Annotated in this window: 21 protein-coding genes; 14 read left to right on the top strand and 7 right to left on the bottom strand. The window is 57.1% G+C overall.

Features of this window, described 5'->3' with window-relative positions; translation table 11 throughout:
- Window positions 1–22 precede the first annotated feature (22 nt).
- Together M5R41_15580 and M5R41_15575 are read right to left on the bottom strand one after the other, a co-directional pair.
- Window positions 23–541, bottom strand: a complete 519-nt coding sequence (locus M5R41_15580; GenBank protein ID MCZ7557819.1) for a YdeI/OmpD-associated family protein — start codon at window positions 539–541, stop codon at window positions 23–25.
- 104 nt (window positions 542–645) lie between these two features.
- The gene (locus M5R41_15575) at window positions 646–849 is read right to left on the bottom strand and encodes a hypothetical protein (protein MCZ7557818.1); all 204 of its coding nucleotides are present in this window, start codon (window positions 847–849) and stop codon (window positions 646–648) included.
- A 1,037-nt stretch (window positions 850–1,886) separates the two neighbouring features.
- On the opposite strand from M5R41_15575, the gene M5R41_15570 reads away from it, so the two are divergent.
- From M5R41_15570 to M5R41_15520, 11 genes are all read left to right on the top strand, one after another.
- The gene (locus tag M5R41_15570) at window positions 1,887–2,927 is read left to right on the top strand and encodes a hypothetical protein (protein ID MCZ7557817.1); all 1,041 of its coding nucleotides are present in this window, start codon (window positions 1,887–1,889) and stop codon (window positions 2,925–2,927) included.
- Between the two features lie 438 nt (window positions 2,928–3,365).
- On the top strand, window positions 3,366–4,406 hold the full coding sequence (locus tag M5R41_15565; protein ID MCZ7557816.1) for a hypothetical protein: 1,041 nt from the start codon (window positions 3,366–3,368) through the stop codon (window positions 4,404–4,406).
- Between the two features lie 596 nt (window positions 4,407–5,002).
- Window positions 5,003–5,317, top strand: a complete 315-nt coding sequence (locus M5R41_15560) for a transposase (protein ID MCZ7557815.1) — start codon at window positions 5,003–5,005, stop codon at window positions 5,315–5,317.
- Complete coding sequence (locus M5R41_15555; protein MCZ7557814.1) at window positions 5,314–6,195, top strand: IS3 family transposase; 882 nt, start codon at window positions 5,314–5,316, stop codon at window positions 6,193–6,195. The genes M5R41_15560 and M5R41_15555 overlap by 4 nt, the downstream gene beginning before the upstream one ends.
- 759 nt (window positions 6,196–6,954) lie before the next feature.
- Window positions 6,955–8,769, top strand: coding sequence for a homocysteine S-methyltransferase family protein (locus tag M5R41_15550; GenBank protein MCZ7557813.1), 1,815 nt, complete (start codon window positions 6,955–6,957; stop codon window positions 8,767–8,769).
- 47 nt (window positions 8,770–8,816) lie between these two features.
- Window positions 8,817–9,818, top strand: a complete 1,002-nt coding sequence (locus M5R41_15545; protein ID MCZ7557812.1) for a fumarylacetoacetate hydrolase family protein — start codon at window positions 8,817–8,819, stop codon at window positions 9,816–9,818.
- Window positions 9,819–9,822: 4 nt separating this feature from the next.
- The gene (locus M5R41_15540) at window positions 9,823–10,803 is read left to right on the top strand and encodes a flavin reductase family protein (GenBank protein MCZ7557811.1); all 981 of its coding nucleotides are present in this window, start codon (window positions 9,823–9,825) and stop codon (window positions 10,801–10,803) included.
- A 132-nt stretch (window positions 10,804–10,935) separates the two neighbouring features.
- Window positions 10,936–11,481: a DinB family protein gene (locus tag M5R41_15535; protein ID MCZ7557810.1), complete on the top strand. Its 546-nt coding sequence runs from the start codon at window positions 10,936–10,938 to the stop codon at window positions 11,479–11,481.
- Between the two features lie 99 nt (window positions 11,482–11,580).
- Window positions 11,581–12,447: a lipoate--protein ligase family protein gene (locus M5R41_15530; GenBank protein ID MCZ7557809.1), complete on the top strand. Its 867-nt coding sequence runs from the start codon at window positions 11,581–11,583 to the stop codon at window positions 12,445–12,447.
- A 237-nt stretch (window positions 12,448–12,684) separates the two neighbouring features.
- Window positions 12,685–14,049: a multiheme c-type cytochrome gene (locus tag M5R41_15525; protein MCZ7557808.1), complete on the top strand. Its 1,365-nt coding sequence runs from the start codon at window positions 12,685–12,687 to the stop codon at window positions 14,047–14,049.
- Window positions 14,050–14,136: 87 nt separating this feature from the next.
- The gene (locus tag M5R41_15520; protein ID MCZ7557807.1) at window positions 14,137–15,330 is read left to right on the top strand and encodes a hypothetical protein; all 1,194 of its coding nucleotides are present in this window, start codon (window positions 14,137–14,139) and stop codon (window positions 15,328–15,330) included.
- 158 nt (window positions 15,331–15,488) lie between these two features.
- Here the strand turns inward: M5R41_15520 and M5R41_15515 are convergent, their stop codons facing one another.
- Window positions 15,489–16,064, bottom strand: coding sequence for a hypothetical protein (locus tag M5R41_15515; GenBank protein MCZ7557806.1), 576 nt, complete (start codon window positions 16,062–16,064; stop codon window positions 15,489–15,491).
- 615 nt (window positions 16,065–16,679) lie between these two features.
- Between M5R41_15515 and M5R41_15510 the strand changes: the two genes are divergently transcribed.
- Genes M5R41_15510 through M5R41_15500 form a run of 3 tightly spaced genes read left to right on the top strand, consistent with a single transcriptional unit; the run spans window position 16,680 to window position 18,830 of the window.
- Complete coding sequence (locus M5R41_15510) at window positions 16,680–17,066, top strand: BlaI/MecI/CopY family transcriptional regulator (protein MCZ7557805.1); 387 nt, start codon at window positions 16,680–16,682, stop codon at window positions 17,064–17,066.
- Complete coding sequence (locus M5R41_15505; GenBank protein MCZ7557804.1) at window positions 17,063–18,385, top strand: M56 family metallopeptidase; 1,323 nt, start codon at window positions 17,063–17,065, stop codon at window positions 18,383–18,385. The genes M5R41_15510 and M5R41_15505 overlap by 4 nt, the downstream gene beginning before the upstream one ends.
- Before the next feature lie 55 nt (window positions 18,386–18,440).
- Window positions 18,441–18,830, top strand: coding sequence for an energy transducer TonB (locus M5R41_15500; protein MCZ7557803.1), 390 nt, complete (start codon window positions 18,441–18,443; stop codon window positions 18,828–18,830).
- A 947-nt stretch (window positions 18,831–19,777) separates the two neighbouring features.
- On the opposite strand, the gene M5R41_15495 is transcribed toward M5R41_15500, so the two are convergent.
- The 4 genes from M5R41_15495 to M5R41_15480 all read right to left on the bottom strand — a co-directional run bounded on the left by M5R41_15495 (window position 19,778) and on the right by M5R41_15480 (window position 23,055).
- The gene (locus M5R41_15495; protein ID MCZ7557802.1) at window positions 19,778–20,233 is read right to left on the bottom strand and encodes a DoxX family protein; all 456 of its coding nucleotides are present in this window, start codon (window positions 20,231–20,233) and stop codon (window positions 19,778–19,780) included.
- Between the two features lie 219 nt (window positions 20,234–20,452).
- Window positions 20,453–21,619 carry an NAD(P)/FAD-dependent oxidoreductase gene (locus tag M5R41_15490; GenBank protein MCZ7557801.1) on the bottom strand — a complete coding sequence of 389 codons (1,167 nt, stop codon included), beginning with the start codon at window positions 21,617–21,619 and terminating at the stop codon, window positions 20,453–20,455.
- Window positions 21,616–21,819 carry a 4Fe-4S binding protein gene (locus tag M5R41_15485; GenBank protein MCZ7557800.1) on the bottom strand — a complete coding sequence of 68 codons (204 nt, stop codon included), beginning with the start codon at window positions 21,817–21,819 and terminating at the stop codon, window positions 21,616–21,618. Before M5R41_15485 ends, M5R41_15490 begins: the two co-directional genes overlap by 4 nt.
- A 99-nt stretch (window positions 21,820–21,918) precedes the next feature.
- Entirely contained in the window at window positions 21,919–23,055 is a 1,137-nt protein-coding gene (locus M5R41_15480) for a hypothetical protein (GenBank protein MCZ7557799.1), read from the bottom strand.
- Window positions 23,056–23,096 lie beyond the last annotated feature (41 nt).

The following is a 23,096-nucleotide window of genomic DNA, read 5'->3' as shown; positions in this document are numbered from 1 at the left end:
AGCGTACACCCGACGTGACGAATTATTTTTCCCGATTTTTCTGCGTATCGCCATGCAGTGTGTTGCTGCGCAGTTTCAGCGCGAGTTCCAGCGCACGCTTGATACGGGTTTCGGAACGTTTCGCCGTGTTGACGTACAGTGCGAGCGAGCGCTGCATACCCCGCGTCATGGAATAGAAGCGGGCGGCGGCGGCATCGTCCTGCTCGAGCACCTCTACGAATTCTTCGCATATCTCCACAAAATCCGGATCGGGATCGGGTTCGATGTATACGGAGACGGTATCGCCGCTCACGGCGCCGATGTCCTTGAGCAGCGGCAGGCCGAGCACAAGCATGCGCGAGCCGTCCGCCCTGTTCATGATTGCCCGGCGGCACGCATGGCCATTGAGCGTGGCGATGACCCGCCGCACTCCGGCCGCGCGGTACGCTTCCCCGACGTGATCCGGCAGAGGAAGACAATGATTGATCGTGCCTCCTTCGAGGGGAAGGATAGAAGCCTGGAAAACGAATTCCAGTGATGGCGGGCTTTCATGTGCGGACATAAGCGCTGCGATCTCTCATTGCTAAACAAAGATCCAGATTCTTCGTGAGCCGAGGTTCGGAGTACTTCATCACGGCATATCCGCCGACAATGAGAAAGCATACCTTATGATCTGAAAAAATGCTCAACAGTTCTTTGAATTCTGAACTCGTCAGCATCCTCACCTCTCAGCAAGTAATAATCGCGAATCATATCCATCGCGGCGTTGAAGATCGCTTCACTTCCCTGCGACTGCCAAAATTCGATATCAAACGACCGTGTCGCTGTGGCGAGTTTCTCGAAACGCTCGGAAAATGGATGTTCTTCCATACGGCAAACCACAAAATAGTACGTGGATTCAATGTGCGAAGCGTAGCGATTCAACGCAATGGCATGCGGCTTTCGGTTTCATTCCGTTTTCATTGTGCTGCATGAACACGGAGTCTCATCCTGAGTCAGATCACCCTCATCCTGAGTGTTTCTACAGGCGCGTACACCGGTCCATTTCGTAAGTGACATCTTTGACCAGTGCGTGCCAGCCAAGCTCGTCATCCTGAGTGTGCCCACCTATCCGCCTCAGGCGGATACACCGGTCCATTTCGTGGGTGACATCAGCTTCTTCGTGCATTCACAAGTACCGTCACACTGAGCGAAGCACCGCAGCAAAATTTGGGATCGAAGAACAAGGTCCACGCGGTGCGGAGTCGAAGTGCGGCGTTCGGATTTCTCGGTGTATGTAGGTTGGGTCCTCCAGATGTCATTAACAGGAGCCGCCACGTCTTGATCGTTCGTATTGAACTGCGTTTGCATGGCGGCGTCTCGAAGGATGATTCTTTCCGTAAAGCACGTAGAGAACAGGTACTGTCTTCAATTTGTCATTAACAGTGTGTTCACCAGTCTGCCTCAGGCGCATCAGCCGAAGGCTGACCATTCCTTCACGAAACGACAGGGATCGTGTGAATAGACATTCTTTGCGTCTCTGCACCTTGGCGTCTTTGCGTTGCATTCTCTTCTGACTTCAGAGGAATGGAACGCAAGGTCGCAGAGAAGCAGAGACGCAAAGTGACAAGAGGGTGCCGTTCTCGTTTCGCGATTCAATGAGCCTTCTGCAGCGAGGAGGAAATTGTGCTTCCTTCCCGTGTCTCAGGTCCTGCAATGGCGAAATCAGAAGATAGTTTCAAAACCAGTGTTTCATAACCAGGCATGCGGATCTTGATTTTGTGAATGTATTCTCGCACAATTCGGATGCGAATATAATAAGGAGTTGTCGGTCGCCTACTACGGGTTGGAGGTGTCGGTGCGTTTCGCGGGGGTGGACGACGGCCGTGAATTGATCATGAGGTACTGTACTAAGCAAGAGGGTTGCCATGCGTGTGATGTTGCTATCCGTGTTGTTTGCGATTCTCTGTTCGTGCGTAACGGGATGCGACGAGGACGCCGTCGTGCCGATACCGCCGGAGCCCGACCCGGGGGATACGACGAGCCATTCCTATATCTGGCAAAACGACACGCTCGGAGGCAAACTCTCGAGGGTTAACGACGTGTTCTGCCTCGCGGAGGACGACGCCTGGGCGGTGGGATATTTCTACCACTATGACAGCACGGGGAAAGTGGACTGGAAAAAGACGGCAAATGCCGCACACTGGGACGGGATAAAATGGACGCTGGTGAGGATTAACCCCACATTCCAGGGGGGATTTTCATTCGGGGAGGTTCGTGCCGTCTATTGCCTCGGAATTGACGATGTGTGGGCGGGCTCATTCCACTGGAATGGCGTGGCGTGGGAAGTTTACAATCTCACCCCTCTTGGCCGTGCTGGTGGGACGTATAAAATCTGGGGTGACCGGGCGGACAATGTGTATTCTGTCGGGAACAACGGTTCGATCATCCATTGGGATGGTCAGAAGCATACGCAGATGGGCTTGGAAACGACGGCCTGGAACAGGGACATTTGGGGATGGGGCGGGACGACATACATTGCCGTAACCGATCCCGACCTGCACAGCGGCAGGCGTGGATATCTGATCCGCATGGAGAACGGGAAAATCACCGGGCTGGTGGAGTCCGTTTCCCACGAGCAGATCAGCGTCTGGGGCATGAACGGCACCTGGTATTCGGGCGGTTGCGGTCGGTTGTTCCGTAATTCCGACGGGAAGTGGCTGCCCGTGCTGTCTCCGGAAAACTGCATTACCGGCATCCGTGGCACGGCGCTCAATGATGTTTGTATTTTCGTTCAGCAAGGCGAGGTCATTCATTACAACGGAAGTACTTTCGCAACGGTGTTGGACGAAGAAACACTTGGCTTTTTCACGAGCCGCATTGCGGTAGTAGACCGGATGGTTCTCGCCGTCGGCCATCTGAATCAATATGCCGTGGTCAAGCGCGGCTATCGCCAGCCAGTCCAATAAGGAGGTCGCGGAAGGACAACCGAGAAACTGTACTCACATCAAAAAACCTCTCTTCCGGTGCAACGGAAGAGAGGCACATGCAACAACCCCGTCCGGAAAAGACCGCACCCGAGGGTGCAAGGGCTTTGCTTTGTCAAGCTAGCCCATGACGAATCAACAACCCAACGTCATCCATGATGTCATCTATGATGCGTAATCATCGAGAGCGTACTGTGTGCTACTGATCAGACGCGTCTGCTGCTAAATATTTTTTTGAAATTCCTTATAACCAGGCCTCCAGATCGTGATATTGTAAAAGTATTTTCATACAATACATCTGCGAATAGAATAAGGAGTTGTCGGTCGCCTACTACGGGTTGGAAGTGTCGGTGCGTTTCGCGGGAGTGGACGACGGCCGTGAATTGATCATGAGGTACTGTACTAAGCAAGAGGGTTGCCATGCGTGTGATGTTGCTATCCGTGTTGTTTGCGCTTCTCTGTTCGTGCGTAACGGGGTGCGACGAGGACGCCGTCGTGCCGATACCGCCGGAGCCCGATCCGGGGGATACGAAGAGCCATTCCTACATCTGGCAAAACGACACGCTCGGAGGCAAACTCTCGAGGGTTAACGACGTCTTCTGCCTCGCGGAGGACGATGCCTGGGCGGTGGGATATTTCTACCACTATGACAGCACGGGGAAAGTGGACTGGAAAATGACGGCTAATGCCGCGCACTGGGACGGGAGGAAATGGACGCTGGTCAGGATCGATCCATTTTTCCAGGGCGCAAGCGCGTTTTCCGAGCTTTTCGCGGTATTCTGCCTCGCTCGGGATGATATGTGGGTGAATGCTCGTCATTGGAACGGATCCCAATGGCAGGGCTACAACCTCACTCCTATCGGCCGCGCAGGAGGGGTATATAAAATCTGGGGTGACCGGGCGGACAATGTGTATTCTGTCGGGAACAACGGATCGATCATCCATTGGGATGGTCAGAAGCATACGCAGATGGGCTTGGAAACGACGGCCTGGAACAGGGACATCTGGGGATGGGGCGGGACGACATACATTGCCGTAACCGATCCCGACATGCACAGCGGCAGGCCTGGATATCTGATCCGCATGGAGAACGGGAGAATATCCGAGCTGGTGGAGTCCGTTTCCCACGAACAGATCAGCGTCTGGGGCATGCACGGCACCTGGTATTCGGGCGGTTGCGGACGACTGTTCCGTAATTCCGACGGGAAGTGGCTGCCCGTGCTGTCTCCGGAGAACTGCATAACAGGAATCCGGGGCACGGCCCTCAATGATGTTTGCATTTTCGTTCAGCAAGGCGAGGTAATTCATTTCAACGGAAGTACGTTTGCCTCAGTGCTGCCTCCGGATCCCAACGGAATCTTCACGCATAGTATTGCCACGGCCGGTCATATGGTTCTCGCTTGCGGCCACGTTAACTCCTATGCAATCGTCAAACGCGGCTATCGTCAACAGGTTAAGTAAGGAGGTCGCGGAAGAGTTACCCTGGGACCTGCGTTCACCTCTGGAAACACCATACGGCCATCAGACAGGTAAAATGGTGTTGATGAAATAACCTCCCTGGTAATGACATCTTGTGTAAGTGGCTCTCTGATCGCGTTACGGAGAGGATCATGCTTTTCCGCAGTAGCGGAACTGCTCTGCCGACATTGCATTTTTAAGCAATATCCGTGCTGTCGCATCCTTGTAAATGACATCGATGGATAAGGACTGATAATCCCTGTTTAGGCCGGCCCCTGATCGTAGCCGAAACCACAGATACCTCAATTCATCACACGAAACGGACCAATGTACGGCGTTGGTGGGCACACTGAGGTTGACGACACCGTGTGAAGTGAAGAGTGAAAAGCCCGAAGGGCGACACTTCCTCTAACCCCGGGCTTCAGCCTGGGGTCGGCAAAGAGGCCACAGCCCGAAGGGCGACACTCCCTCTAACCCCGGGCTTCAGCCTGGGGTCGGCAAAGAGGCCACAGCCCGAAGGGCGACACTGGAGTGTCCCGAAGAAATTGCACAGAGAGTTCCCCCCGGTTACCTTTTCAAAAATCACCGGAGACTCTGTCATGGTAAAACGAACCCACAAGAAATATGATGCTGCATTCAAACGATCCGTGATCGAGTTGGCTGACAGCACCGATCGACCCGACTCCGCGCTTGAGGAGGAGTTCGACCTCTATGATGGTGCGATACGCACCTGGCGCCGTCAGCTTCTGACACAGAAGTCAGAGGCCTTTCCCGGCAACGGAAATCTTCCCGCCAGTGATTCTGAACTGCATCGTCTTCGTCGAGAGAACGAGATTCTCCGTCAGGAGCGCGAAATATTAAAAAAAGCAGTGGCCATCTTCTCGCTACCCACGAAGCCCGGTTCCGGTTTATGAACGCATATCGGAACGAGTTTAGCATCGAAAGGATGGCCAGCGTGCTCAACGTATCGTGCTCAGGCTATTATGCATGGCGTCGTCGTGGCGAGCATGCACGCGCCGAGCGCACCGCAGCCTTCGATATGGCGGTCCGGGAGGAATTCCTGCGCAGGAAATCCAGCTACGGCGTACGTCGTCTCGTCAAAGCATTACGCAAGCGCGGTTTCGCGTGCGGGCGGAGCCGCGTGGCGGCCAGCATGCGTCGGCAGGGATTGAAGGTCAAGCATCGTCGCCGTTTCATTACCACGACAGATTCGAAGCATTCGTATACTGTCTCGCCAAATATGCTCGAACGCCAGTTTTCGGTCGATGCACCTGATACGGTGTGGGTGAGTGATATCACGTATTTGCGCAGCACCTCCGGATGGTTGTACTTGTGCGTGTTTATCGACCTGTTTTCCCGGAAGATCGTCGGCTGGGAGGTCAGCACATCGTTGCGCCATACAATGGTTGTGACCGCGTTCAAACGCGCGGCTTGGACGCGAAGCATACGTGCGGGGCTTATCGTGCATTCTGATCGCGGTGTGCAATACTGCTGCGAGGGATTCCGCAGTGCCCTGCGCCCTTACGGCAGCATTCAGAGCATGAGCAGGAAGGGTGATTGCTGGGATAACGCCGTCGCCGAGTCATTTTTTGCCACGTTGAAGAAGGAAATGCCGGAAGGACTTCTCTTCGCGTCGGTGACGGATGCCCGGCGATACCTCTTCGAGTACATTGAACTTGAATACAATAATCAGCGTCTGCACAGCACGCTGGGCTATCATACGCCGCAGGAACACGAGAATCTGTATTGGTCGAAGAAACGTCTCGGCAATGACATGGAGCAGGCGGCATGAAACGATATGAGCGAGAGCAAGGCGCGCAGCGAACCGCGCTGGCAGTCGGGGCGACTGGAGCCCCCAAGAGAGCTCAGGGCCGCCCCGGCGCCACCCCGCGGTTCCTCTGCGCGACTGCGAACGCGACCACTACAAGCACACTGTCATTTCAATCCGGGGGGAACTCACTGTCCATTTTTTGCGGTACACTCCACACTCCCTCTAACCCCGGGCTTCAGCCCGGGGTCGCCGACGCCCAACAGAGAGGCCACAGCCCGAAGGGCGACACTCCCTCTAACCCCGGCTTCAGCCCGGAGTCGCCGACGCCCAACAGAGAGGCCACAGCCCGAAGGGCGACACTCCCTCTAACCCCGGGCTTCAGCCCGGGGTCGCCGACGCCCAACAAAGAGGCCACAGCCCGAAGGGCGACACTCCCTCTAACCCCGGGCTTCAGCCCGGGGTCGCCGACGCCCAACAGAGAGGCCACAGCCCGAAGGGCGACACTTCCTCTAACCCCGGGCTTCAGCCCGGGGTCGCCGACGCCCAACAGAGAGGCCACAGCCCGAAGGGCGACACTTCCTCTAATCCCAATGTCAGCTGGGGGCACGCGCAACCCACCCACTTTCTAGTCCCAAGGACGTCTGGCTGTCAGCTCGGGAAATTTACCCCGGTGCCAGATGAACACGCGACGAACGAAGGTATCGGACGCATGCCCCAACGGGTTTTCACCCCAACCCCAAAATCCCTATCTTTCATTCTTACCTGAATGATGGATTGTACATGAATACAGCGTTTACCGACGCATTGAAATCCCGGGTGCTCGTATTCGACGGGGCCACGGGTACCAACCTGCAGACGCAGAATCTTACGGCCGAGGATTTCGGCGGACCCGAACTCGAGGGCTGCAACGAGTATCTCGTCATCTCCAAACCCTCCGCCGTCGAAGCGGTACACCGGGGATTTTTGGAAGCAGGAGCGGATATCATCGAAACCAATTCCTTCGGCTCCACCGGCATCGTCCTGGCCGAATACAACATCGCGCACCTGGCCTACGAGCTCAATCTCAAGGCCGCCTCCATCGCGCGCCGCATGGCCGACAGTTTCAGCACTCCGGAAAAACCGCGCTTCGTCGCAGGATCCATCGGACCCACCACGAAACTCCCTTCGCTGGGCCATATCTCCTTCGACGAGCTCCGTGACTCCTATCTCGAGCAAATCAGAGGCCTCCTCGACGGCGGAACCGATATTCTCTGTATCGAAACCTGCCAGGATATGCTGCAAGTGAAGGCCGCCCTCGCGGCGGCACGGTCCGAGTTCGAACTGCGCGGAGACACCTGGCCGGTCATCGTTTCCGTGACCGTCGAGGCCATGGGCACCATGCTCATGGGCACCGAGATCTCGGCGGCCCTGACCACGGTCGATCCCTACGACATCGTGACGGTGTTCGGCATGAACTGCGCCACCGGACCAAAGGAAATGGAGGAGAATCTCCGCTATATCTGCCAGAACTCCTCGCGTCCTGTCTTCGTCATGCCCAATGCCGGCATACCGGAAAATATCGGCGGACACACCTGCTACCGGCTGACACCCGACGAGCTGGAGCAGTTCATGCGCCGCTTCGTGGAGGAACTCGGCGTCAATATGATCGGCGGCTGCTGCGGTACGACGCCGGAGCATATCGCACGCCTCGCCGCGCTCGCGGCAACCGCTGTACCGCGGCTTCGCGACATCGACAGCAGCGCCTCCGTTTCTTCACTCTATTCTTCCGTGCCTTTGCACCTCGATCCTCCGCCGCTTCTCATCGGCGAACGCTGCAATGCGAACGGCTCGAAGAAATTCCGCGAACTGCTGCTCGCCGACCGCTACGACGATATGGTGGCCATGGCGAAGGAGCAGATCCGCGAAGGTGCCCACATCCTCGACGTGTGCACTGCGTATGTCGGGCGCGATGAGGTGCGCGACATGACGGAAGTGGTGAAGCGCTTCAACACGCAGGCCGCGATACCGCTCATGATAGACTCGACGGAAATCCCCGTCATCGAAGCTGCCCTGAAGCATTACGCGGGCAAGGCCATCGTCAACTCCATCAATCTCGAAGACGGCGAGGAACGCCTGGCCTCCGTTCTCGCGTTGTGCAAAATGTACGGCGCCGCCGTCGTTGCGCTTACCATCGATGAACAAGGCATGGCGAAAACGGCGCAGCATAAATTCGACATCGCCGCGCGCATACGCGAGCTGGCCGTCGGCACGTTCGGGCTTCGGGACGAAGATCTCATTTTCGATACTCTGACCTTTACGCTCGGCAGCGGCGACGAGGAATTCCGCCGCTCGGCCATGGAAACCGTCGAAGCCATTCGCATGATCAAGCGCGCCTGGCCGCGCTGCTTCACGAGTCTCGGGGTTTCCAACGTGTCCTTCGGACTCAATCCGCACTCGAGGCACGTACTCAATTCGGTGTTCCTGCATTACGCCTGCGAGGCCGGTCTGGACATGGCCATTGTACACGCAAGTAAAATCATGCCGCTGTACCGCATCGATGAAAAGGGCCGCGAGCTTGCCACCGACCTCATACTGGACAACAGACGCTGGGAATAGCGTTCCCGACATCACTTCGCACATCACGATATGGAGATAGACAGAGAATGAAACTCGTAACCTTCGAGCACAACGGCCGCCGCCTGCTGGGCGCACTTGTCGGCGACACCGTCATCGATCTTCAGGCCGCACACACCATGCAGCGCTTCACCATGAAAGACGGCGACGACCTGCTGCCGAACGAAATGAACGCCTTTCTTGCCCTCGGCAGCGAGGCGATCGACATCGCGAAAAAAGTGCAGACCTGGTTTGTCGATCGCGGCAGCCCTGCTGAAGTGGAAAGCGAGCGAATCGCATGGCCGCTCGGCGAAGTGACGCTGCTCGCGCCGGTTCCCAAACCCACGTCCATGCGCGACGGCTATGCCTTTCGTCAGCATGTCGAGGCCGCGCGGCGCAACCGCGGCGTGGAGATGATACCCGAGTTCGACGAAATCCCGATTTTCTATTTCACCAATCACAACGCCGTGACCGGTCCGGGTGAGGTCGAGGTCATGCCGCTGCACTGCGACAAGCTGGACTTCGAGCTCGAATGCGCCATCGTCATCGGCAAGGAAGGCCGCAATATCAGCGCTGCCGAAGCGGATGAGTATATCGCCGGCTACATGGTGATGAACGACTGGAGCGCGCGCGCCCTGCAGATGCATGAGATGAAGCTCAATCTCGGTCCCGCAAAGGGCAAGGACTTCGCTACCTCCATCGGTCCGTGGCTGGTCACGCGCGACGAAATCGCCGACCGCCGCATCCCCGGCGAGCATGGCGAACGTTACGACCTGGTGATGACCACCACCGTCAACGGCACAGAAGTCAGCCGCGGCAACGTCAAGGATATGAGCTGGACCTTCGCGCAGATCATCGAGCGTGTGTCCTATGGCGTGAACCTGTATCCGGGTGACGTGATCGGCTCGGGCACCGTGGGTACAGGCTGCTTCCTAGAACTCAACGGATCGAAGGTGTACGAACCGGCATGGTGGCTCAAGCCCGGCGACGTCGTGGTCTGCGAAATCGAAGCACTCGGCCGCCTCGAAAACACACTGAAGCTCGCGGAGTAATCGCATGCGCCACATCGATCCATCGAAGCATCCTGTTCCCTTTGTCCATCGGCTTCTGCTCGGTGGCGTGGCGCCGAGGCCTATCGCGCTGGTGTCTTCGATGGATGCCGATGGAAACGTCAATCTGTCGCCCTTCAGTTTTTTCAATGCCTTCGGAGCGAATCCCCCGATTATCGTCGTGTCTCCCGCCTATCGCGGCAAGGACGGCACGCCGAAGCATACCTTCGAGAATATCGTGGCGACGAAGGAATTCACCGTCAGCGCCGTAACCTTCGACATGGTGGAAAAAATCAGCCTCGCCTCCTCCGACTATCCACGCGGCGTGAACGAATTCGTAAAGGCGGGCTTCACGCCGCTGGCATCGAACGTAGTGTCGCCTCCCGGCGTCGCCGAATCGCCCTTCGTTATGGAATGCCGTTTGCTGCAGCATATCGATACCGGGGCAAAGCCGGCAAGCGGAAATCTGCTGGTGGCGGAAGTACTGATGTTTCATGTCCGCGAGTCCGTATTCGACGGCGAGCGCATCGATCCCCGCCGCATGGACCTTGTAGCCAGAATGGGCGGCGACTGGTACTGCCGCGCTCACGGCGACGCGCTGTTCGAGCTGCCGAAGCCCTCGCACAACGGCATCGGCATCGACGCATTGCCCGGGCATTTGCGCACAAGCACCGTCCTCACCGGCAACGATCTCGCCAAACTCGCGGGCGTGGCGGCGCTCCCCGACGCGGAGGCGATACGGCTGCGATGGCTGCAGGACATCGAGCGCATCTTTGTGGAGCAGCACAGCGCGGATATGTTCGACGTCGAGCTGCGTGCGGGCAATCCCCGCGGCGCCTTGCTCTGTGTACTCAAGGAATGGAAAGCCGGCCTGCTCGACACGCAACAGCGCAGCTTCCGGCTGCTGCAATGCACGCGTGCCTTCCTTGCAGCCGGAGAACTTGACCAGGCCTGGGAATGTGCGGTGATGAGCACGGGCACGGAATAAAGCTGAAAACCTGGACGGAGCGTCTGTTTTATGCTCGGTCTCAGAAGATGCGCAGGGCGACGATTCTCCATTTCCGATACGACTTGCGCATAGTACATTGCAAATAGTTTTTTTTTAGTGGAGTTTCTTTTTATGGAATCCCCTTCCACACTGCTTCAAGAGATCCTGAATAAATGGTTCGGTATACGCCGCGGGCTCATTCGCGAGCTGAACGTCATTCCGCCGTCGCGGCTGGGATTTCGTCCTACTCTTGAAATGCGCAGCGTCGCGGAAATCATGCATCATGTGCTGGAGTACGCAATTATCACCGTCGAAGAACTCTGCAGAGACGACACGAACCTGCATCGCGTCAGTATGGCGCAACTCGTCAATGTGTATGCACCGAACGTCTCCCGCAGCGATACGCATGAGAAACTGGGCAACCTTCTTGTCGATCAGTACCGCGACGCCGATGCGCGTCTGCGCGAGCTCGGCGATCTGCATATGTTGCAATTTGTCCGCCGTATCGACGGTAGCCGCGATACGCGATTTTCGCTTCTGCAGGAAGCAATTCAGCATGAGATGTACCATCGCGGACAGCTCACCGTCTACACCCGCCTGCTCGGGATAGTACCCGCCGCCACGGCGGATAATCCTCCGGATCTCGGAAGCGCGCTTTCCGGTGGCTCCTATTTGTAGAAACGTCTCCAGCCCCTGTCGCGGCGTGAAAACGCGACTCCGAGGACTGCGCAGCGGTTCTCCTGCCGCATGGATTTTTCCGGATGACACGCGATGCGGATGTCGCACACACATGCCTCGGAAAAGCCCGCCCCGCCCATGAAGCTCCTCCCCTGGCAAACTGATTACAGCGAGACGTCCTGGGACAACGCACTGAATGTACGCCTGGACGCGCTGGAGTTTGACCTGATCATCGAACCCCCGCGCGCCGCGGCGGAAAATCTCGCGCTCGACGAAGCGTTGCTCTTCAGCGTCGCAGACGGCAGTCGCAAGGCGGTGTTCCGCATGTGGGACTGGAGCGAGCGCTCAGTCATTCTCGGTTCCTATCAAAGCGTCGCGGAGGAAATAGACGCGGATGTTGCAGGGCGTCACGGATTCTCCTTCGGACGGCGCATGAGCGGCGGCGGTGCTATGGTCGTGGAGCCGGAAAAAACCATCACCTGGTCGCTCATCGTCCCAGAAGCCGTCGTCGAGGGAATGAGTTTTCGCCAATCGTTCGCCTTTCTCGACATGTGGTGCGTGCGCGCATTGCGCTCGCTCGGCATCCCCGCCACCTATCGTCCCATCAATGACATTGCTTCCCCTTCCGGAAAAATTGCCGGAGCCGCCCAATGCAGGCGACGCCGTACCGTCCTGCATCATACCACCATGGCGTACGAGCTCGACGGGGAGATGATGTGGCAACTCCTCCGTCTGGATACGCCCAGAACGCATGAGAAAAGCGTCGCCAGCGCGGTCAAGCGAGTGTCTCCCCTCCGCGATTTTACCGACCTGCCACACGGCGTGCTGCGCGATACGCTCACCGCCGCCTTCGCAGCACAATACCTCACGTACCCCTCCGTCGCTACACCGACCGAAATTGGCAGTGCCCTCACACTCATTGAAGAAAAATACTCCACGCAAGCCTGGCTCTACCGCTTGCCCTGATCGGTTCTGTTGAGGGGCGGTCCCTGGGCGAGGTTTCGGCTGCGCTCAACCTCCGCCGAAGGGCGCTCATGAGTCGGGTAACAGCGAACTCTGATGTTCGTGTTGCATGACGTTCGCGCCGCATAGCGGACACGTGCATCTTTCATCAGGATGTCGTACATTAGCAAGTACATATTCAGGACTATCCTATCGGTATATCCTCCGCCTTCGCGGCGGCCACATCTTACGGAGTACCTCATGAAACACATCCCAACCGCCGTACTGCTCTGCATGTTCATACTTTTCTCCTCTGCCCGCGTTGCTTCCCAGCAACGCCCGTACGGAGACGCACTGCTCGGGAGCGGCTCGTACGACGACTTCGAACGTCCGAAGGCCTGCGCATCCTGTCATATCGATTTCTCTCGTCAATACGAGCAGGCGATGATGTCACAGGCCTATACCCATAGCTGGGATGAGATAGAGTATTTCAAACTTGCCGTCGCCCACGGCAAAAAGGACCCGAAATTCGATCCGGTGCAGAAGGGCTGCAACGGCTGTCATGCTCCGCTGGCCTTTATCGCGGGCGATGTACCGCCGCCGAAACCCTTCACCGGTTCGCGCGCCGATGAAAGTGTCTCTTGCGACATCTGCCATACCATCACCGGATCGGGCGAGGAGCCGCCGTTCAATTTCAGTTTCACCATCGAACCCGGACGTGTGAAATACGGCAATCGTGAGGGAGTCATTTCCCCGCATCATGAAACCCGCAAAAGCGCCTTCACCATGTCCACCGAGCTGTGCGGCAGCTGTCACAACGAAAAAAATCCCTTCGGCGTCTGGGTAAAGAGCACGCAGCTCGAATGGAAGGAGGGCCCGTACAGTAAGGAAGGCGTGCGTTGCCAGGATTGTCACATGCCGCGCGCTGCGGGACGAGTCTCCAAAGTTTCCGCCGTACAGAGCGACATTCCGCAGCATCTGTTTATGGGCGCGCATACGCCGGCGAAACTTGCGGGCGCCATCGAGCTGAATGCCTGGCCCGATACTCGTGAGATCGTACCCGGCGAACGCATCGTCGTTTCCGTTGCCGCCTTCAACCATAAGGCCGGTCATAAAATCCCCAGCGGATCCGTCGAAGAGCGCCAGCTCTGGCTGACGGTTACGGCCACCGATGCTTCCGGGAAGGTATATCATCTCCCTGTCGATAAAAAAGGCTTCGACGGCGAAGAATTTACCATCTCATCCAACGCGCCCGCATTTCAGGATATCGGCTACATGATGGACGTGCCTGATTTTAAAGGTCTCGCGCGCGACGCCCTCCCGCACGAAGGTGATCGCGTCTTCCGCATGGCGTATTTCGATCCGCAGGACCGCATGACCATCGCGCAGTGGAATACCGCGCGTCTCGGTTACGATTACCGCATCGGTCCCCGCGAAACGAAAATCGAAACCTACACCTGGAAGCTTCCGGATACGCTGCCGCTCGGCAAAGTTCGCGTCGTCGCCGAAATGCGCTACCGTCGCCTTATCAAATCCGTCGGCGACTATCTTGGCGTCCCCGATGAGGAGATGACGCCGGAATTCGTGAGCCGGACGGAGACCTGGTTCGAAGCTGTGGATTTCTGACGTTGCAACGCCTCTGCGAGAGTACCGTCCGAATTCTCCATGTATCGGATCGGATTATACAATACGAACCTTGACCAAGGAGTCACCATGAAACTGCACACGACAACGATCCTCCTTTGCATCATTGGAGTTCTGCTTCTGCTGCCCGATCAATCGTCCGCCATACCCGCCTTTGCCCGAAAATACAATATCAGCTGCAGCACCTGCCACAGTGTCGCTCCGAAGCTGAAGGAATACGGCGAGGATTTCGCGGGCAATGCCTTTAACCTCCCCGATGCCCCTCCTCCCGCGCGCACCTACGTCGATGCCGGCGACGACATGCTCTTGCTCCATCGCTTTTTCCCGATCGCAATCCGTTTCGACGGCTTTCTGCAACTGGCCGACAGAGATCACGGAAAGCTCGACTTCCAATCGCCGTATGGCGTGAAGCTGTTAAGCGGTGGACCGATAAGCGAGCATGTCGGTTACTACATGTATTTCTACATGAACGAGCGCGGCGAGGTCACCGGGCTCGAAGATGCGTACGTACACTTCAACAACATTTTCAACTCGAACCTTGATATCATGGTCGGGCAGTTTCAGGTATGTGATCCGCTGTTCAAGCGCGAATTGCGTCTGACGCTCGAAGATTATGAAGTGTACAAGATGCGTCCTTCCGCATCTCACGCCACTCTCACCTATGACCGCGGCATCATGATGACCTACGGTCTCGATTTCGGTCTCGATTTGTCCGCGCAGGCGCTGAACGGCAGCGGCATCGGCCATGCCGAAAACAAGATCTTCGATGTGGACAACGGCAAGGCGTTTGCGTTCAGAGCGTCGCAAAGTCTCGGGCCTGTACGCATCGGCGGATTCCTGTACACTGCGGATGAGGCCCTGCCGACAGGAAACATCAACGGGGAGACGGTCACGAACGCTGTCACGATCTTCGGTCCGGATCTGACCATCGGCAATGACCACCTGGAATTGAATGCACAATATCTGATGCGCACGGATGACGCGATCCCCGCTCTCGCTTTAAGTGGCCTCACGACGATGAAAACGGAAATGAACGGCATCATGGTCGAACTGCTCTATCTCCCGGACGCCAACAAATCGACCTGGAATCTTGCCGCGCTGTACAACCGCATCGAGCAAAAAGATGGTGCTGTCCTGTATCACACCGCCACCGCCAGCGCCGGCTACCTCCTCGCGCGCAACCTGCGTCTTGTGGGTGAAGTGACCTACGATATCGAACTGGAGAAACCCAAGCTTTCGGTGGGCTTCGTTTCAGCGTTCTGACGCTCGCGCCGGAAACACGTAATCTGTACGCGGATTGAGGCGGATTGGAGCGGACGATCCCATTCGCCACAATCCGCGTCATCCGCGTCAGCCATCAGCGCCGCATAGATCTGGCACAGAGATGCAGTTCCTTCTGTCCACTCTAGTCCTTGCAGTATCTAACCTTCTGTGCCTTCAGTTTTTTTTTGCGTGTTCTGTTTTTTCTGCGAATTCTGCGTTCTGCGTTCTGTGTCTTCTGTTTTTTCTGCGAATTCTGCGTTCTGCGTTTCTGTGTCTTCTGTTTTTTCTGCGAATTCTGCGTTCCGCTGGGGAGGGGAATTAACGCAAAGACGCCAAGGCGCAAAGACGCCAAGGCGCAAAGACGCCAAGGCGCAAAAACGCAGAGGGAAGCTCTTCATTTCTGCGAATTCTGTTTTTTCTGCGTGTTCTGCGTTCCTGCGTTCCTGCGTGTTCTGCGTTCCGCTGGGGAGGGGAATTAACGCAAAGAGGCCAAGGCGCAAAGCCGCAGAGTGAATCTCTTCCTTTCTGCGTATTCTGTTTTTTCTGCGAATTCTGCGTTCCTGCGTGTTCTGCGTTCCGCTGGGGAGGGGAATTAACGCAAAGACGCCAAGGCGCAAAGCCGCAGAGTGAATCTCTTCCTTTCTGCGTATTCTGTTTTTTCTGCGAATTCTGCGTTCCTGCGTATTCTGCGTTCCGCTGGGGAGGGGAATTAACGCAAAGACGCCAAGGCGCAAAGCCGCAGAGGGAATCTCTTCCTTTCTGCGTATTCTGTTTTTTCTGCGAATTCTGCGTTCCGCTGGGGAGGGGAATTAACGCAAAGACGCCATGGCGCAAAGCCGCAGAGTGAATCTCTTCCTTTCTGCGTATTCTGTTTTTTCTGCGAATTCTGCGTTCCTGCGTGTTCTGCGTTCCGCTGGGGAGGGGAATTAACGCAAAGACGCCAAGGCGCAAAGCCGCAGAGTGAATATCTTCCTTTCTGCGTATTCTGTTTTTTCTGCGAATTCTGCGTTCCTGCGTGTTCTGCGTTCCGCTGGGGAGGGGAATTAACGCAAAGAGGCCAAGGCGCAAAGACGCAGAGTGAATCTCTTCCTTTCTGCGAATTCTGTTTTTTCTGCGCGTTCTGCGTTCCTGCGTTCCTGCGTGTTCTGCGTTCCGCTGGGGAGGGGAATTAACGCAAAGACGCCAAGGCGCAAAGACGCAGAGGGAATCTCTTCCTTTCTGCGTATTCTGTTTTTTCTGCGCGTTCTGCGTTCCTGCGTTCCTGCGTGTTCTGTTTTTTCTGTTTTTTCTGTGGTCTTGACAAGCTCCTAAAACTTTCGTAGATTGCTCCTAAACATTTAGGATGCATCATGGCCAGGAAAAAACTCGAACTCTCCGCCGCGGAATGGGACATCATGAATACCGTCTGGATGCACCCCGAAGCGGTGACGGTGCGCGACGTGATGGATGCCGCCTACCCGAACGACGAAAAAGCTTACACCACCGTGCAGACGCTGATGAACATTCTCGTCGAAAAGGGAGTGCTCCGCCGTAAGAAGGCCGGCATGGTGATCAAATACACTCCGGCTGTGCTGCGTGATGCGGTGCTCGACGCATCTATGAATACGGTGGCGCGCCGCATGTTCAGCGGCTCCTTCGGCGCCATGGCCTCGTTTCTGGTCAGTTCCAACAACCTGAGCGACGACGACATCGCCGCGCTCCGTCGCCTGCTCGATGAAAAGGAGCGTGAGCTATGATCGACGCAGCCGCGAGCTTCCTCCAGCAGCATGCCGGAGCTTTCCTCTCCTGGTATCTCCCCATGCAAATTCAGACCGGGATATTCGTCCTGCTTATCCTGGCCATTGACGCACTGCTGCCCAACGCCTCGCCGCGTTTCCGCTACGCGCTGTGGATGACCGCGCTGGTCAAATCCATGCTGCCGCCGGTGATTTCGCTTCCGGTGGGAGATGTGATCGCAACGCAGGTGTTCACTCTCGCGGCCGTTGAGGTTACTCCGACGATGCGGCAGTCCGTAGCCGCGGGCATCAGCATCGACATGCTGCTCACCTTCATCATCATCGGCGCCTCCCTTGTGCTGGCAACCGTCGCCGTCTGGCGCGCGGTGTCCATGCGCCGCATGCTCGCCGATGCGCGGGTGTTCGCGCAGGACGATATTCAAGGATTTCCACCGATTTTCGTAAGCCAAAGCATCCCCACGCCGCTGGCCGCTGGCTTTTTCCATCGACGCATCTACATCACTCCCGACATTGCGGCGGGTCCGCGGGACTCACTTCTCGCCGTGCTGAATCACGAGGCCACGCACTTTCGCCGCGGAGACGCCTTTGTGGTGCTGCTGCAAACAATCGTGCAGATCGTCTACGCTCTCAATCCCCTCGTGTGGCTGCTCAATCTGCGCATATTCCGCTATCGGGAGGAGATCTGCGATGAGGAGGCACTGCGCCGCACAGGGGTTCTTCCGCAGCAATACGGTCGGATTCTGCTCAGCTTCGTCGCCGAGCAGCCCGCGCGACTGTTCCAGACCGGTACCTGCTTCTTCGAAACGCGCAGGGGTTTCGCCCGGCGTATCATGCAGCTTTTCAACAATCCGGAAAAACCCGCGATGAAATGGAAACAGTACCTCCTCGTAGCCGTGCTTTCGCTTGCCATCCTGCCGCTTTCCCTGAAATGCTCGGAAGATTCACCGAAAGAAGCTGACGTGAAATACCCGGTGTACTCTGAGACGTTGTGGGAGAACGGTGGACCTGATTCCGCGGATTATGTTAATGGTAATTACGGGAAAGATGCCGAGATAGTCGGTGGACTCAACACTCTTCGGGACAGGATCACCTATCCCGAAGAGGCACGTGACAAGAAAATCGAAGGACTCGTGCTCGTCGATGTGGATATCACTGCTCAGGGCACGGTGAAGAAGATACAAATCAAGAAATCCGTCCACCCACTTCTCGATGCCGCCGCGCTGGAAGCCGTGGGCGGACTGACATTCAAGCCAGCAGAGTTCAAGGGTGTGACCGCTCCGACAAAAATGACCATCCCCATCAAATTCAAACTTCATTGACAACGGAACTCCCTCAACCAGTAACGACATCATTCACGTTAATTCAAATACCACCATGAAAACGCTCATACTCCCACTGTTTCTGCTCTCCCTTTTCCTCGCGCCATCCCTCATCGCGCAGCAGCTCACCGACGAGCAGAAAGCCACGTACGCCGAGGAACTCACCGAGAATCCCGAAATTGTCGGTGGGCTCAAAGCCCTCGCGAAAGAAGTCGTGTACCCGAAGGAAGCGAAGGAAAAAAACATCACCGGCATGGTATTCGTCACGGCATACATCGGGAAGGACGGCAAGGTTGATGCCGCGGAAACTTTGAAAAGCGACAACAAGCTCCTCGACGACGCCGCCGTCACCGCGGTAAAGCGCGTAACGTTCACTCCGGGCAGGATCAACGGCGCCGCAGTCAAAGCGCGTGTAGTCGTCCCGATCAAGTTTCGGCTCGACTAGACGCCGGGAACTTCATCACGCAAGGAAAGGAAAGGGTGAGAGGCAAAGGGTACAGGTTCGAGTTTCGGAGCGACACCTCCTTGAACCCGACAGCGAGTGTGGGAATACACATTACGCGCTCCCGGCTCCCAAGCTCAGCCTGAAGCTGACGACACTTCCTCTAACCCCGCACGTGAATCTGGCGGGCACGCACCACGCGCCCCAGGATCCCGAGCCCGAAGGGCGACACTTCCTTCAACTCCACACGTGAGTGTAGCGGGCACGCACCACGCGTCCCAGGATCCCAAGCCCGCAGGGCGACACTTCCTCTAACCCCACACGTGAGTGTAGCGGGCACGCACCACGCGCCCCAGGATCCCGAGCCCGCAGGGCGACACTTCCTCCAACTCCACACGTGAATGTAGCGGGCACGCACCACGCGCCCCAGGATCCCGAGCCCGCAGGGCGACACTTCCTGTAACCCCACACGTGAGTGTGGGGCTCCGAAGGGCGACACTTCCTCTAACCCCACACGTGAGTGTAGCGGGCACGCACCACGCGTCCCAGGATCCCAAGCCCGCAGGGCGACACTTCCTCCAACTCCACACGTGAGTGTGGGGCTCCGAAGGGCGACACTTCCTCTAGCTCCACACGTGAATGTAGCGGGCACGCACCACGCGCCCCATGATCCCGAGCCCGCAGGGCGGCACTTCCTGTAACCCCACACATGAGTGTGGGGCTCCGAAGGGCGGCACTTCCTCCAACCCCACACGTGAGTGTGGGGCTCCGCAGGGCGACACTTCCTCCAACTCCACACGTGAGTGTGGGGCTCCGCAGGGCGACACTTCCCCACTAAACTCGCTACGGCAGATCTTCGTCCTGAAGTTGAGTGAAAAAATGAGAAGAGCGTCAATGTTCGCTCATCGACATTCCTTTACCTCTCACCGCACGGAAATGCACCGATAGTTCTAGGCTGTTTCTCCGGCAGTCTTGGGCGCAGCCTTGCGCAGCACGGCATCCACCGAGAGCGGACCCGCTCCGTAGATAAAAAAGAAAACCAGCAGAAACAGCAGCAGCACAACCAGAAACAAATCCGAGCCGAACGGCGCAAAGGAGCCCGTGGTCAGCAGCAGTATCGCCGCACCGAGCACAATAGGGAACTGTGCAGCGATGGCGATGCGCGTAATCAACCCCAGCGCGATCAGGACGCTGTGCGCCATCTGGAAAATGATGACGTAATGCAGCAGCAGCACCGGAATGAACTCGTAATTGTTGTCATGCAACACCTGCATCGTCACGTCCTTGTTCAGAATAAACGACAGCCCCTTGAGAAACAGCACCACCCCCAGTAGCATACGCAGCACGTCCAGCCACTTCGGGTGATGCGCGTCAGCCCATTTCGTAATTGAATCGAACGCCTTCATGGAACCTCCGCATCTGCGGACAGCGAGAGAACCGTCCTGTGTTTGGTAATTCGGATATGGGTCCGTCCTTTTCGGCGAATATACACAGAAGATTTCCCTACCGCAAGGTCTCTTGTTAAAAAATGTGCAGACCCCGGCGCCTCCCTTCCCGCCACGGTCATCCATGATGCAAGGATATCGCCTTCCGAGCCATACACTATGTGCGCGATCCGGGGAATATCAGAACCGCAGCACCTTCATCATCTCCCAGACCAGCGCCGGTTGCTGACGCAGCGCCGTGCCGAACACGCGCCAGATGGTGCGCTTCTCCGGTTTGAGCTTGAGCACATTGACCGCGATGTCGTCCAGTATGTCGTCGCCGAATTTGTACACCGCGCTTTTCATGCGGTGATACGTGCGGTGCTTGCCGCCGATTTCCTTGTCCCAGCGCTTCGGATACTGCTGCAAATGCGAGAGATCATTCCGCGACAGCGCTTCGCCAATCACTTCTCCCGCGATCATGCCGCCTATCATACCGCTGGTGATGCCGCCGCCGGACATGGGATTCACCTGATGCGCTGCGTCGCCGACAAGCACGACATTTTCCTTCACGAGCGTATCGACCGTCACCGCGCAGGGAACTCCGCCCGCTATCGTCGTCAGCGCGCTGGCGCCCGGAAAGCGCCGGGCTACAAACTCGTTGAGATAGCGGATCGCATGCTTTTTCTTCGACGCCATGCCGCTGATGCCCACGCCCACGTTGGCCGTGCCGCGTCCCTTCGGAAATACCCAGAGGTAGCCCATAGGTGCGATATCGTTGCCGAAATAAAATTCGCACACATCGTCTTCGAGATCAACGTTGGTCAGCGTCATCTGTGCGCAGGTCTCCATGTCGCGCAAATGCGTCGTGGTGTCGACGCCCGCCCATTTTCCGACGCGCGACTCCACACCGTCCGCGCCCACGATGATGCGGCCGTACGCCTCCCTCGTCTCGCCCTTCCATTCGTAGGTGACGCCCTCCCAGCCCTGCTCTGCCGGGATCAGCCCGCTGACATAGCATTTCGTCCGCACTTCCGCCCCTGCTTCGGATGCCAGACGCGCGAGGTCGTAATCGAAAATCCGCCGCTCCAGCACGTAGCCATGTCCTCCAAGATCCGGCTCGACGATGTGACCCGACGGTGACACGAGCCGGAAATGGCGTATGGTAGCCGCGATCCACCGGGGATCAATATCCACCACCTTTTCGAGACTCCGGTTGCTCACCGCCTCCCCGCAACGCACGGGCATGCCCACATCGCGATCTTTCTCCAGCATGAGCACGGAAGCGCCCGCTTTAGCCGCATAGCGTGCGAGGGTGCTTCCTGCCGGACCCGCGCCGACGACAATCACATCCCAATGCCTGCTCATGCCGTTGTGCGCTCCTTCGCCGGAGAGTGAAACACGAAAACCTCAAAAGGGCACGCCCATACGCATTTCGCACAGTTCGTGCAGCGTGCTTCGATAATGGCGATGGACGCTTCTTTCAGCTCGATGGCGTCTTCCGGACAGACACCCACACAGCATCCGCAAAAATCGCAGGTGTCCGGAAGTATTTCTATCAGCAGCACGGCAAGCCCTTTCGGATCAGGAGTGAAATGCGATGGTCCACGCGCACGGTCCTGCGACCGCTGACGTGGACCATCGGAATGGTGTCTGCGTCAGACCAATCAGCGCACGATCTGCATGGTCATGTGCCGCACATCGCTTTTCCCGCTTTCGGGGCTGTGTGCCGTGAGCGTGGCGATATACGTGCCTGCGGGAAGTCCGGCAGGATACCAGGTTGCGCTGTAACGACCTGGCTCCCGCACGTCATCCACCAGCGTCGCGACCGTCTGCCCGAGAATATTGCTCACCTGCAAACGCACGGGGCCCGCTTCGGCGATGTCGAACTGCATCCTTGTGACGCCGCCGGTGGAGAGGGAAACGGGGTTGGGGAAATTCTGCCCCAGTCCGAACATCACAGGACGTGCACGGTAGTCGACAACGACCGGGCGGGTGTGTGTTATCGTACCATCGAAATCCTGCTGTCTGAGCCGGTACGCGTAGCGACCGTCGCGAGGCAACGCTTGATCGATGAAGAGATACTGGGATTCCTCGTGCGTATCACCGGCACCTTTCACGAAGTCGAGTTCGGTCCAGCTTTCCACGCCGCTGTCCACATCGCTCCGCTCCACGAAAAAGCCGTAGTTGTTCGTTTCACTGGCGGTTATCCACTGGAGCACGACTGCTTCGCCCTGCTGCGTTGCCGTGAACGAGGAAAGCTCGACCGGGTAGAACACGCCGAAAAGATTGATGACCGGGCTGAAGTTCTGCTGCTGTGAGAAGCCGCCTTCGAAATAGTAGGTCAACGCTCCGGTTGGATTGTTGGCATAGACGATGAAGTCCGCCGAACCCGGTGCGTTCTTCGGGTAAAAATTGAAGTGGCAGAGCACGGGGGGGTTGTTTCGCAACACAGGGTTCGATCCGAAGCTCGGATGATACTCACCGTAAACCACCACGGCGATGGTAGAATCCCAGGGGACCACCGATGCATTCTCCCATCCGACAGATTGGAAATACCGGTTGGAGACGGTGGTCGTGGGGTTGATGTTGAATTTGTTTGGATCGTACATCACCGCCACCGATACGGCTTCCACATTCATGATCGTCGGTACTATGGTCATGACTGCCTTAATCGTGACGACGGTGGAGTTTGCAGTGAGTACCTCCAGCTTCAGTTCCGATGGAGCACTCTGCGCAAACACCGAAGCGGTGAAGCAGCAACTGATACAAGCTGCAAGAAGAAATCGGTAGGCAATTTTCATACGTTCGCCGTAAAAGAGTGGCTGAAACTAGAGTTTCATAT

This window comes from Bacteroidia bacterium, from assembly GCA_027493955.1.
Lineage (GTDB): Bacteria > Bacteroidota > Ignavibacteria > SZUA-365 > SZUA-365 > JAOSJT01.
This window is presented reverse-complemented; position numbering and strand designations above follow the sequence as displayed.